Origin of the sequence: Burkholderia sp. MS389 (assembly GCF_016899425.1) — a bacterium.
Classification (GTDB): Bacteria; Pseudomonadota; Gammaproteobacteria; order Burkholderiales; family Burkholderiaceae; genus Burkholderia; species Burkholderia sola.
The window spans coordinates 2,641,060-2,653,705 of sequence record NZ_CP045994.1 but is presented as its reverse complement, the minus strand read 5'-3'; the positions used below and the strand labels follow the sequence as shown (position 1 = coordinate 2,653,705).

The following is a 12,646-nucleotide window of genomic DNA, read 5'->3' as shown; positions in this document are numbered from 1 at the left end:
CCCCGCGGCAGGCGAGCCGACACTTCGCGTGCGAAAACGTTCGCGGGGCGTCCACGGGCCTCGCGCGATCGCGCGCGGGTGCGGCCCAACCGCCCAAACCGGCTCCGATGCCCGTGTTAACATCGAAGCCGTTTTCGTCCTCCAACAGAACCAGCGGGAAATCACATGCAGATCGGTCAGCGGCTCGGTACGCCGCTTTCACCCTCGGCCACGCGCGTCATGCTGCTCGGCGCGGGCGAGCTCGGCAAGGAAGTCATCATCGCGTTGCAGCGTCTCGGCGTCGAAGTCATCGCGGTCGATCGCTATCCGGACGCACCGGGCCACCAGGTCGCGCATCGCGCGCACGTGATCGACATGACGGACCCGGCCGCGCTGCGGGCCATCGTCGAAGCCGAGCGCCCGCACCTGATCGTCCCCGAAATCGAGGCGATCGCCACCGACGCGCTCGCGGCGATCGAGGCGTCCGGTCTCGCCGAGGTGATCCCGACCGCGCGCGCGACGCAGCTCACGATGAATCGCGAAGGGATCCGCCGGCTCGCGGCCGAGGAACTCGGCCTGCCGACTTCCCCGTATGCGTTCGCGGATTCGTTCGAGGCCTTCAGCGGGGCCGTCGCGAAGATCGGCATGCCGTGCGTCGTGAAGCCCGTGATGTCGTCGTCGGGCAAGGGGCAGTCGGTCGTGAAGACCGCCGCCGACGTGCAAGCCGCGTGGGACTACGCGATGGCGGGCGGGCGCGTGAACCACGGCCGCGTGATCGTCGAGGGCTTCGTCGATTTCGACTACGAGATCACGCAACTGACCGTGCGCGCGATCGACCCGGCGACGCTCGACACGCGCACCTACTTCTGCGAGCCGGTCGGCCACGTGCAAGTGGCGGGCGACTACGTCGAATCGTGGCAGCCGCAGCCGATGAGCGCGGCGGCGCTCGAGAAGTCGCGCGAGATCGCGCACAAGGTGACCGAGGCGCTCGGCGGGCGCGGGTTGTTCGGCGTCGAGCTGTTCGTGCGCGGCGATGACGTCTGGTTCTCCGAGGTGAGCCCGCGGCCGCACGATACGGGCCTCGTCACGCTCGCGTCGCAGCGCCAGTCGGAATTCGAGCTGCATGCGCGGGCGATTCTCGGGCTGCCGGTCGATCCGGCGCTCGGCACGCCGGCCGCGTCGGCGGTGATCTACGGCGGGCTCGACGAGCGCTGGATCGCGTTCGAAGGCGTGCGCGACGCGCTCGCGGTGCCGGGCGCGGACCTGCGCCTGTTCGGCAAGCCGGAGAGTTTTGCGAAGCGGCGCATGGGCGTCGCGCTGGCGACCGGCGCGACCGTCGACGAAGCCCGCGAACGCGCGAAGCGCGCGGCCGCGGCCGTGCGGCCCGTGTCGGCGCGTTGACGGAACGAGGAGACGACGATGGCGTCGAGGTGGTTGCGTATTGGAAAGCTGGGCGCCGCGCTGGCGCTCATCGCGAGTCTCGCGGGCTGCGGCCTCGCGGCCGCGCCGTGCCGGGTGGCGTCGGCCGGGCTCAAGATCGTGCCGCTCGTCGGCCATGTCGCCGCGGCGCCGACCGATGCGTGCGCGGACGTGATCGATCCGTGATTCCGGCGGCCGACGCGATTTCCCGCAGCCTGATAAACAATAACCGCGCGCCCGCCGATGGCGCGCTTCCACCCGTCTCGTGAGAGGACCTGCATGATTCGCCCAACCCTCGCCGCGCTTGCGCTCGCCGGCAGTGCCGTTTCCATCGCGCATGCCGCGCAACTGACCGTCGAAGAGATCGACGCCGACGCGCGCCAGCCTACCGTCTACCAGTGCGCGAACCGCAAGGCGCCGGTGCGTGTGTCGTACTGGCTCGCGGGCAACGGCCAGAGCTTCGCGCTCGTGCCGGTCGACGGCAAGCAGATGCTGTTCGTCGACACGGTGTCGGGGTCGGGCGCGCGCTACCAGGCCGGCCGCTATACGTGGTGGACGAAAGGCAAGGAAGCGACGCTGCGCGACGAGATCGCCGACCCGAAGTCGCCGCCGCTGCTGGGCGATTGCGTGCAGGTCGATAAGAAAAAGAAGAAGGGCTGAGCAGCGGGCGCGGAGCCTGTTCGCCCTGACCGGTTGCGCCGGGCTGAAGGCCCGTACGCGCGGCCGACGGCGGGCATCCCGATGCGAGATTGCGCGATCGAACCCCTGATATTTTTCATCCGCCGATACGGCTACGCCGATCGGCCAGCCGCTCGCCTCCGCAGGCCGGGGCAGGCCCGCCGCGCGAACCGCCGTCGCGACCGTTCGCGGCGTTGTCACGGACAGATGCCCGCACGGTGCTACAATACGGCCCTTTCCGCCGGCATTCGCGCCGAACGGAGTCCGCACGGCCTGGCGTCCAGCGTTCGCATTGAACCGGTCCCAAGCGCCAGAGCGGCGCCGCGCGGCGCGCCGCGGCTCCGTCTATTTCCGAATTGTGATGAGCGCAGGCCCCGGCCGGCCTGACGCACGATGTCCCCGCCGCGCCTTTTGAGCGAAACGCCACCATGTCCGATTCTGTCGCCAAGCCCGTCGACGCAACCTTCGATCAATTCGGCCTTGCCCCCGATATCCTGAAAGCCATTGTCGAGCAGGGCTATACGACGCCGACGCCGATCCAGGCGCAGGCCATTCCGGTCGTGCTCGCCGGCCGCGACGTCATGGGCGCCGCGCAAACGGGCACCGGCAAGACCGCGAGCTTCTCGCTGCCGATCATCCAGCGCCTGCTGCCGCAAGCGAACACGAGCGCGTCCCCGGCGCGCCACCCGGTGCGGGCGCTGATCCTCACGCCGACCCGCGAACTCGCCGACCAGGTCGCCGCGAACGTGCACGCGTATGCGAAGCACACGCCGCTGCGCAGCGCGGTGGTGTTCGGCGGCGTCGACATGAACCCGCAATCGGCCGAACTGCGCCGCGGCGTCGAGATCCTGATCGCGACGCCGGGCCGCCTGCTCGACCACGTGCAGCAGAAGACGGCGAACCTCGGCCAGGTGCAGATCCTCGTGCTCGACGAAGCCGACCGGATGCTCGACATGGGCTTCCTGCCCGATCTGCAGCGCATCCTGAACCTGCTGCCGAAGGACCGTCAGACGCTGCTGTTCTCGGCCACGTTCTCGGGCGAAATCAAGAAGCTCGCATCGACCTACCTGCGTAACCCGCAGACGATCGAGGTCGCGCGCAGCAACTCGACGAACGCGAACGTCACGCAGATCGTCTACGACGTCGCGGAGGGCGACAAGCAGGCGGCCGTCGTGCAGTTGCTGCGCGATCGCGGCCTCAAGCAGGTGATCGTGTTCTGCAACAGCAAGATCGGCGCGAGCCGGCTCGCGCGCAATCTCGAGCGCGACGGCGTGGTCGCGTCGGCGATTCACGGCGACAAGACGCAGATCGAGCGGATGCAGGCGCTCGACGCGTTCAAGCGCGGCGAGATCGAAGCGCTGGTCGCGACCGACGTGGCCGCGCGCGGCCTCGACATCGCCGAGCTGCCGGCCGTGATCAACTTCGACCTGCCGTTCAGCGCGGAAGACTACGTGCACCGGATCGGCCGTACCGGCCGCGCGGGTGCGACGGGCGACGCGCTGTCGCTGTGCAGCCCGAACGAGCGCAAGCAGCTCGCCGATATCGAGAAGCTGATCAAGCGTCCGCTCGACGTGCAGACGCTCACGCTCGACAAGCCGGCGCGCCAGCGTCACGATGAACGTGGCGGCGAGCGCAATAGCGAGCGCGGTGGCGAACGAGGTGGCGAACGAGGTGGCGAGCGCGGCGGTCGGCGCGATCGCGACGAGCATCGCGGTGCATCGGGTCGCCGGTCGGGCAGCACCGAGCGCGGCGGCCATCATCGCCGCCACGAAGCGCCGGTCGATGATTTCTTCCTGAAGCCGTACGAGCCGTCGGCGTCCGCGAAGCAGCCGGACGACGCGCAGCCCGCGCAGCAGCCGGAAAAGAAAGGGCCGAAGCGCCAGGTCGCCGCGCTGCTCGGCGGCTTCGGGATGCCGCGCAAGCCGTCGGCGTAAGCCGGGCGGAGCGCAGCGGCGGCGCGTCGGCGCTGCCGGACAAGCGGGTGCATGCGACGAGCATGTGCCCGTTTTTCATTGGGCGACGCGATCGGGGCGGGGAGTGCGCGCGGCCGCGAAAGCTTGCCGCGTGCGGGATTGGATATTTTGATGCGGTGTCGCAGCGGACGAGGTGCTCCGGCTTCCGTCACGCTTTCATGCGGTCGGATGCGCCGCTGACGGATGCCGGAACGCAGTCGCTACGGGCCGGTGTCGCGCAGGCGGTTCAACCGGCGCGCGGCCCGAAGCGACGTGCCCACGCGTCGGTCGCGGCCGCGTAGAACGCGTCGATCGTATGGCCCGGTAGATCGCCGCCTTCCGCCAGACCGAGATGCGCTGCCGCCGCCCGCAGCGCCGGCAGCGGATCGTGGCGCTCGAGCGCCGTCGCGCCCGTCTGCTTGCTGAGCTTTTCGCCGTTCGCATCGACGACGACCGGCACGTGCAGGTATGCGGGCGTCGGCACGCCGACGCAGCGCTGCAGATAGATCTGGCGCGCGGTCGAATCGAGCAGATCGGCGCCGCGCACGACGTGCGTGATACCGGCGTCGGCATCGTCGACGACGACCGCGAGCTGATACGCCCATTGGCCGTCCGCGCGTTTCAGCACGAAATCGCCGACTTCGGTCGCGAGGTTCTGCGATTGCGTGTGCTGCCAGCGGTCGTCGAACGTGACGACCGCGTCGCTGCCGTCCGGCACGCGCAGCCGCCATGCGCGTGCAGGCTTGCCGTGCAGGCCGGTGCGGCAGGTGCCCGGATACGCGAGCGTCGTGTGGCGTTCATGCGCGGCGCGCAGCGAATCGGCGATTTCCTTGCGCGTGCAGCCGCACGGATACACGCGCCCCGCCGCGACGAGCCGCTCGAGCGCGGCCGCGTAGGCCGCGTCGCGCGTACTCTGCCAGACGGGCGGTTCGTCGGGCGTCATCCCGAAATGCGCGAGCGTCGCGAGGATGTCGTCGGCCGCGCCGGGCACCGTGCGCGGGCCGTCGAGATCCTCGATGCGCACGAGCCAGATGCCGTCGTGCGCGCGTGCGTCGAGCCAGCTCGCGAGCGCGCCGACCAGTGAGCCGAAATGCAGCGGCCCGGTGGGCGAGGGCGCGAAGCGGCCGCGATAGCCGGGGTTCATCGGCGGGGCGCGGTGAGACGTGGGGGAGGCGCGCCGTTACGCGGCGCTGGCTGCCTGCGCGCAGGCCGGGCACGACTGGCCGGGCACGTAGCTCGGCGATCGTTGCGCTTCCGGCGTGACGACCGCGCGACACGCGAAGCACGTGACGTTCTCGGTGGGCTGGAGTTGCGGATTCAGCGCGGTGCGGTAATCGAACACGAAGCAGTCGCCGTGATAGTGGGCGCCGCCGACTTCCTCGAAGTACTTCAGGATCCCGCCTTCGAGCTGGTACACGTTGTCGATGCCGATTTCCTTCATGTGGATCGCGGCTTTCTCGCAGCGGATGCCGCCGGTGCAGAACGACACGACCGTCTTGCCTTCGAGATCGGCGCGGTTCGCGTCGATCACTTCCGGGAATTCGCTGAACTTGTCGATCCGGTAGTCGAGCGCGTTGTCGAACGTGCCGACGTCGACTTCGAACGCGTTGCGCGTGTCGAGCATCACGACCGGGCGGCCCGTGTCGTCGTGGCCGCGGTCGAGCCACGTCTTCAGCGTGCGCGCATCGACGAACGGCGCGCGGCCGAGTTCCGGCTTGATCGCGGGCTTCTTCATCGTGATGATCTCGCGCTTCAGGCGCACGAGCATGCGGCGGAACGGCTGCGAGTCGGACAGGCTTTCCTTGAACTGCAGCGTCGCGAACTTGCCTTCGAACAGCGGATCGTGGCGGATGTACGCGATGAACGCGTCGGTGGCTTCGCGCGTGCCGGCGATGAACAGGTTGATGCCTTCCGGCGCGAGCAGGATCGTGCCGCGCAGGCCGAGTTCGTTGCAGCGGGCGGTGACGAGCGGACGCCATTGCTCGTTCGCGTCGAGCGACACGAAGTGGTAGGCGGCGAGGTTGACGATAGTCATGATGGTCCGACGGGAAAACGGCCGCACGGTGGCCCGCAAAAAAGGGTGCGAAGCCGGGGCGTTGATTCGAAAAACCGTATTATCCCGCAAACGGCGCGGGCATCGGTATCCGGCCGATCGGCCAGCCGCGCGACGCGTCGTCGCGTGCATCGGCCGAACGGCCAAAGCGGGCATTTTTTGGGCAGCCTGCGCGGCGAGGCGGCTACAATAGCGCCCATGTCAGATCCTCGCTTCGTCCATCTTCGCGTTCACTCCGAATTCTCGATCGCCGACGGCATCGTGCGCATTGACGACATCGTCAAGGCGGCCGCCGCGGACGGTCAGGGCGCGCTCGCGCTCACCGATCTCGGCAACGCATTCGGTCTCGTCCGTTTCTACCAGGAAGCCCGCGGCAAGGGTATCAAGCCGATCGCCGGCTGCGACGTCTGGATAGCCAATCCGGACGACCGCGACAAGCCGTCGCGGCTGCTGCTGCTGGTCAAGGACAAGGTCGGTTACCTGAATCTCTGCGAGCTGCTGTCGAAGGCGTGGCTCACGAACCAGTACCGCGGCCGCGCGGAACTCGACGCGAGCTGGCTCGACGGCGAGCTCGCGCAGGGGCTGCTCGCACTGTCGGGCGCGCAGCAGGGCGATATCGGGCTCGCGCTGGCCGCGGGCAACGAAGAAGCCGCGCGCCGTCACGCCGAGCGCTGGGCGCGGGTGTTTCCGGGCGGCTTCTACATCGAGCTGCAGCGTTACGGCCAGCCGGGCGCCGAGGCATACATCCAGCAGGCCGCGACGCTCGCCGCGTCGCTGAAGCTGCCGGTCGTCGCGACGCACCCGACGCAGTTCATGACCGACGACGATTTCACCGCGCACGAGGCGCGCGTGTGCATCTCGGAAGGCGACATCCTCGCGAACCCGCGGCGCCAGAAGCGTTTCACGACCGACCAGTATTTCCGCACGCAGGACGACATGGCCGCGCTGTTCGCCGACCTGCCGTCGGCGATCGCGAACACGGTCGAGATCGCGAAGCGCTGCAACCTGAAGCTCGAGCTCGGCAAGCCGAAACTGCCGCTGTTCCCGACGCCGGACGGCATGTCGCTCGACGACTACCTGGTCCAGCTGTCGAAGGAAGGGCTCGAGACCCGCCTCGCGCAGTTGTATCCGGTCGAAGCCGAGCGCGACGCGCAGCGCGACACGTACTACAAGCGCCTCGAATTCGAGTGCGGGACCATCACGAAGATGGGCTTTCCCGGCTACTTCCTGATCGTCGCGGACTTCATCAACTGGGCGAAGAACAACGGCGTGCCGGTCGGCCCGGGCCGCGGCTCGGGCGCCGGCTCGCTGGTCGCGTACGCGCTCGGCATCACCGATCTCGATCCGCTGCGCTACAACCTGCTGTTCGAGCGCTTCCTGAACCCGGAACGCGTGTCGATGCCCGACTTCGACATCGACTTCTGCCAGCACGGCCGCGATCGCGTGATCCAGTACGTGAAGGAGAAATACGGCGCGGACGCCGTGTCGCAGATCGCCACGTTCGGCACGATGGCCGCGAAGGCGGCCGTGCGCGACATCGGCCGCGTGCTCGACCTCGGCTACATGTTCACCGACGGCGTCGCGAAGCTGATTCCGTTCAAGCCCGGCAAGCACGTGACGATTGCCGACGCGATGAAGGAAGAGCCGCAGCTGCAGGAGCGCTACGACCACGAGGACGAAGTCCACCAACTGCTCGATCTCGCGCAGCGCGTCGAGGGCTTGACGCGTAACGTCGGGATGCACGCGGGCGGCGTGCTGATCGCGCCCGGCAAGCTGACCGATTTCTGCCCGCTGTACACGCAGGGCGACGACGGCGGCGTGGTCAGCCAGTACGACAAGGACGACGTCGAAGCCGTCGGCCTCGTGAAGTTCGACTTTCTGGGCCTCACGACGCTGACGATCCTCGACTGGGCCGAGCGCTACATCCGCCGCCTCGATCCGTCGAAGGCCGACTGGTCGCTCGCGCAGGTGCCGCTCGACGATCCGGCGTCGTTCCAGATCCTGAAGAAGGCCAACACGGTCGCGGTGTTCCAGCTGGAAAGCCGCGGGATGCAGGGCATGCTGAAGGATGCGCAGCCCGACCGCTTCGAGGACATCATCGCGCTCGTGTCGTTGTACCGTCCGGGCCCGATGGACCTGATCCCGAGCTTCTGCGCACGCAAGCACGGGCGCGAGAAGGTCGACTATCCGGATCCGCGCGTCGAACCCGTCCTGAAAGAGACCTACGGCATCATGGTCTATCAGGAGCAGGTGATGCAGATGGCGCAGATCATCGGCGGCTATTCGCTCGGCGGCGCGGACTTGCTGCGTCGCGCGATGGGCAAGAAGAAGCCCGAGGAGATGGCCAAGCATCGCGAGATCTTCGCCGAGGGTGCGGCGAAGAACGGCCTCACGCGCGAGAAATCCGACGAGATCTTCGACTTGATGGAGAAGTTCGCGGGCTACGGCTTCAACAAGTCGCACGCGGCCGCGTATGCGCTGCTCGCGTATTACACCGCGTGGCTGAAGGCGCACCATCCGGCCGAATTCATGGCGGCCAACATGACGCTCGCGATGGACGACACCGACAAGGTGAAGATCCTGTTCGACGACTGCGTCGTGAACAACCTCGCCGTGCTGCCGCCGGACATCAACCAGTCGCATTACCGGTTCGAGCCGGTCGCGCAAGCCGACGGCAAGCGCTCGCGCACGATCCGCTACGGGCTCGGCGCGGTGAAGGGCAGCGGCCAGAACGCGATCGAGGAAATCCTGCGTGCGCGCGAGGAAAAGGCGTTCACCGACCTGTTCGACTTCTGCGAACGGATCGACCGGCGCGTCGTCAACCGCCGCACGGTCGAGGCGCTGATCCGCGCCGGCGCGTTCGACTCGCTGAACCCGAACCGTGCGCAGTTGATCGCGTCGGTGCCGCTCGCGATGGAAGCGGCCGATCAGGCCGAAGCGAACGCGATGCAGGCCGGGCTGTTCGACATGGGCGCCGAGTCGCCGCATGCGCACGCGCTCGTCGACGAACCCGCGTGGGACGACAAGCGCCGCCTGCAGGAAGAAAAGGCCGCGCTCGGCTTCTACCTGTCCGGTCATCTGTTCGACGCGTATCGCGAAGAAGTGCGCCGCTTCGTGCGACAGAAGGTCGGCGACCTGAAGGAAGGGCGCGACAAGCTCGTCGCCGGCATCATCGCGTCGCTGCGCACGCAGATGACCCAGCGCGGCAAGATGCTGATCGCGCTGCTCGACGACGGCTCCGGCCAGTGCGAGATCACGATCTTCAACGAACAGTTCGAGGCGAACAAGGCGCTGTTCAAGGAAGACGAGCTGCTGATCGTGCAGGGGCAGGCGCGCAACGACGCGTTTACCGGCGGCATCCGCTTCACCGCCGATACCGTGATGGATCTCGAACGTGCCCGCAGCCGCTATGCGCAGGCCGTGCGGCTGACGATGAACGGCAACGCCGACGCGCTCGCGCTGCGCCGCGTGCTCGAGCCGCACGTGTCGAACGACGATCCGGCCGCGGCGAACGTGGTCGAAGCGCCCGCGCCGCGCGGCGGGGGGCGCGATGGCGGTCGGCGCCCGCCGGCGCCGCTGCCGAACGGGCTTGCCGTCCAGATCCACTACAGCAACGCGCGCGCGCAAGGCGAAATGCGCCTGGGCGACGCGTGGCGCGTGAAGCCGAGCGACGTGCTGCTGGCGGATCTGCGCGCGGCGTTCGACGGCAGCGTCGTCGAAATCACGTACTGACCGCGCCCCGCTTCGGCGGCGGTCGCGCAGAGGCGGCCCGCCGCATCGCCATCGTGCGGTGCGGCGGGCCGTTTTTACGTGTGGCGGCAGCCGGGGTCTTGGGCTGGCCATCCGGACGCTATACAATCCCGCGCTAACCGTCCGAACGCGACGCGTGCCGCGGGTTCGCATGGCGAGCATCGCCGATAGCGCGCGTAAACAGGGGCGGGATCCGTGCGGCGTGCGGCAGCGCGCGGCACGGTAAGCCCTCGGACCAGGATGCCGTGGAACGGCCCGTCGCGACGATAAAAACTGATTGTCCCCACATGACCATGGCCAATGGAAACCCGCCGCAGCGGATCCTCGTGATCCGGATTGATTTTCTGGGCGACATGCTGTGCACGACGGCGTTTCTCGGCGCGCTGAAGGCGCGTTGGACGGGCGCGGAGCTGCATGTGGTCGCGAACCGCTACAACGCGGCCGCGCTGGCCGGAAACCCGGACGTGGATACGATCCACACCTACGTGTACAGCCGCCAGTGCGAGCGCAACGATCGTCCCGGCCGGATGCGCGCATTCCTCGACCGGCTGCGCCTCGTGCGCCGTCTGCGCCGCTTGCGGTTCGACCTCGTGATCGTGCCGAACGGCGGCATGCATCGCAGCAGCATGCAGTTCGCGCGCCAGCTTCGCGCGAAGGATTGCCGCTGGCACGATGCCGAGACCGAATTCGACGATCGCAAGCCCGAGCATGTCGCGCGGCGGCCGATGTGCCACGAAGCGTTGTCGGGCTTCCGGCTCGTGCCCGAACTCGGTTGCGCCGATCTCGATCGCCTCGCGCTGTCGGTGCATCCCGATCGCACGCTGCAGGAAACGTGGCATCGGCTGCTCGGCGCGCGCATGAGGCCGCGCGTCGGGCTGTTCGTGTCGAACAAGGCGGTCGAGCGCCGCTGGCCCGCCGACCGCTGGCGCGACCTCGGCGAGCGCCTCGCACCGGTCGCCGACGTGATCGTGTTTCGCGATCCGGCCATCGGCCACGCTGCCGAAGGCGAGTTGTGGCGCGACGTGAATGCACGGCATGTCGCACCTTCGTCGGTCGCCGAGCTGGTGGCGGCCGCGAGCCTGCTCGATGCGATCGTCTCGGCCGACAGCGCGCCCGTGCATCTTGCGTCGGCGCTCGGCGTACCGGTGGCCGCCCTGTTCGAGGATCGTCCCGAGAAATACCTGCGCTGGCATCCGCTCGGCGTGCCGCACGTGATCCTGCGCGCGGGCCCGACCGTCGACGCGATCGGTATCGATGCGGTCGAGCGCGCGGTGCGCCACCTGCTGCCGCAGGCCGGCCATCGCGACGAAGCCGCGGCCGGTACGGCGCTCGCGCAACCGGCCGCCGCCACGTCACCTGCGATCGCGCCGATCGCATCGTAGCGCCGGGCGCGTCGTGCGGCCGCGTCCCGCACGACGCTGCGCCGGCGGGGCCGCATCGCGGCAGCCTGTGCGCCGGTGCGCGATGCCGCGCCGGCTGCTGCAAAATCCTGTACATTGCCAGCCTTGTTCAGCCAGCCAGACGATCACCGTGGCCCTGTTTTCCTCCGCCCGTCCGCCCAGAACCATCCTCGTTGCCGCGCCGCGCCGTATCGGCGACGTGCTGCTGACGACACCGCTCGTCCGGTCGCTGAAGGCCCGCTGGCCGGACGCGCAGATCGACATGCTGGTGTTTCGCGGCACCGAGGGCGTGCTCGAGCACAATCCGGACGTGCGGCGCGTGATCGTGGTCGCGCAGCGCGCGGGGTTCGGCGAGCGGCTGCGCGACGCGCTGTCGATGTGGCGCCGCTACGATCTCGCGTGCGCGGCGCTGAGTTCCGACCGGCCGCGTTTCTACAGCTGGTTCGCCGGCCGCAAGCGGGTCGGCCTCGTCGACCCGAACCGCGTCACGTGGCTCACGCGGATGATGCTGAACGGGATCGCGATCAATCACCATGAATCCGCACATACGGTCGTCAGTACGCTCGCGCTTGCGCCGGTGATCGGCATCGAGCCGGTGTCCGAGGTCGTCGCGCCCGGCATCGGCGACGATCCCGCGCGGCGCGCACGTTTCGACGCGTGGCTCGCCGAGTCGCCCGCGATCCGCGCCGGCAAGCCGCTGGTCGTGCTGCATCCGTATCCGATGTTCCGCTACAAGCAATGGCGGCTCGACGGCTGGGTAGAGATGATCGGCTGGTTGCGCGAGCAGGGCTTCGCGGTCGCGCTGTCGGGCGGCCCGGCCGATCGCGAGCGCGAGTATGCGGAGCAGGTCGCGAGCGAGGCGGGTGGCGACGTGCTGAACCTGGTCGGCCGCCTGACGTTCGGCGAGAGCGCGGAGCTCGTGCGGCGCGCGCGGCTCTTCATCGGGCCCGACACCGGCGCGACGCACGTCGCGGCCGCGACCGGCACCGACACGATCGCGCTGTTCGGGCCGTCCGACCCCGTGCGCTGGGGGCCGTGGCCGCAGCACTGGCCCGCGACCGAGAATCCGTGGTCGCTGCGCGGCTCGGGCCGGCACGGGAACGTGTGGCTGCTGCAAGGGGAAGGCGACTGCGTGCCGTGCCGGCACGAAGGCTGCGAGCGTCATGTCGACAGCCGCAGCGACTGCCTCGTTCATCTCAGTGCGCAGCGCGTGAAGGCCGCGGCAGCCGAGATGCTCGGGCTGAATCCGCCGGGCCCGGCCGACATCGTCGTCGACACGTCGCGGCTGCACCGCACCGGATCCGACTGACGCGCGGCAAGCGCGCGTTTTTCTTCGTTCGCAGGGGGCGTGTTTCGCGGAGAGCCGCGCGGCTCGCCCGCATCGGCGGTGGATGTCCGCTGCCCCGAACCCGGCC

9 protein-coding genes are annotated in these 12,646 nt (G+C 68.9%); 7 read left to right on the top strand and 2 right to left on the bottom strand.

What is annotated here, in order from left to right:
* Positions 1–165 precede the first annotated feature (165 nt).
* The 4 genes from purT to GJG85_RS12315 all read left to right on the top strand — a co-directional run bounded on the left by purT (position 166) and on the right by GJG85_RS12315 (position 4,010).
* Complete coding sequence (gene purT, locus GJG85_RS12330) at positions 166–1,380, top strand: formate-dependent phosphoribosylglycinamide formyltransferase (protein WP_089488702.1); 1,215 nt, start codon at positions 166–168, stop codon at positions 1,378–1,380.
* An 18-nt stretch (positions 1,381–1,398) separates the two neighbouring features.
* Positions 1,399–1,584, top strand: coding sequence for a DUF6726 family protein (locus GJG85_RS12325; RefSeq protein WP_050016351.1), 186 nt, complete (start codon positions 1,399–1,401; stop codon positions 1,582–1,584).
* Positions 1,585–1,677: 93 nt separating this feature from the next.
* Positions 1,678–2,058, top strand: a complete 381-nt coding sequence (locus tag GJG85_RS12320; protein ID WP_204383340.1) for an MliC family protein — start codon at positions 1,678–1,680, stop codon at positions 2,056–2,058.
* A gap of 446 nt (positions 2,059–2,504) precedes the next feature.
* Complete coding sequence (locus GJG85_RS12315; protein ID WP_204383338.1) at positions 2,505–4,010, top strand: DEAD/DEAH box helicase; 1,506 nt, start codon at positions 2,505–2,507, stop codon at positions 4,008–4,010.
* A gap of 265 nt (positions 4,011–4,275) precedes the next feature.
* On the opposite strand, the gene gluQRS is transcribed toward GJG85_RS12315, so the two are convergent.
* Together gluQRS and GJG85_RS12305 are read right to left on the bottom strand one after the other, a co-directional pair.
* Positions 4,276–5,172: a tRNA glutamyl-Q(34) synthetase GluQRS gene (gluQRS, locus tag GJG85_RS12310; protein WP_050016356.1), complete on the bottom strand. Its 897-nt coding sequence runs from the start codon at positions 5,170–5,172 to the stop codon at positions 4,276–4,278.
* A gap of 36 nt (positions 5,173–5,208) precedes the next feature.
* Positions 5,209–6,063 carry a sulfurtransferase gene (locus GJG85_RS12305; protein ID WP_050016357.1) on the bottom strand — a complete coding sequence of 285 codons (855 nt, stop codon included), beginning with the start codon at positions 6,061–6,063 and terminating at the stop codon, positions 5,209–5,211.
* A gap of 216 nt (positions 6,064–6,279) precedes the next feature.
* Between GJG85_RS12305 and dnaE the strand changes: the two genes are divergently transcribed.
* The 3 genes from dnaE to GJG85_RS12290 all read left to right on the top strand — a co-directional run bounded on the left by dnaE (position 6,280) and on the right by GJG85_RS12290 (position 12,540).
* The gene (gene dnaE / locus GJG85_RS12300; RefSeq protein WP_050016359.1) at positions 6,280–9,813 is read left to right on the top strand and encodes a DNA polymerase III subunit alpha; all 3,534 of its coding nucleotides are present in this window, start codon (positions 6,280–6,282) and stop codon (positions 9,811–9,813) included.
* A gap of 311 nt (positions 9,814–10,124) precedes the next feature.
* Positions 10,125–11,213 carry a glycosyltransferase family 9 protein gene (locus GJG85_RS12295; RefSeq protein WP_050016509.1) on the top strand — a complete coding sequence of 363 codons (1,089 nt, stop codon included), beginning with the start codon at positions 10,125–10,127 and terminating at the stop codon, positions 11,211–11,213.
* A gap of 148 nt (positions 11,214–11,361) precedes the next feature.
* Positions 11,362–12,540, top strand: coding sequence for a glycosyltransferase family 9 protein (locus GJG85_RS12290; protein ID WP_050016362.1), 1,179 nt, complete (start codon positions 11,362–11,364; stop codon positions 12,538–12,540).
* Positions 12,541–12,646 lie beyond the last annotated feature (106 nt).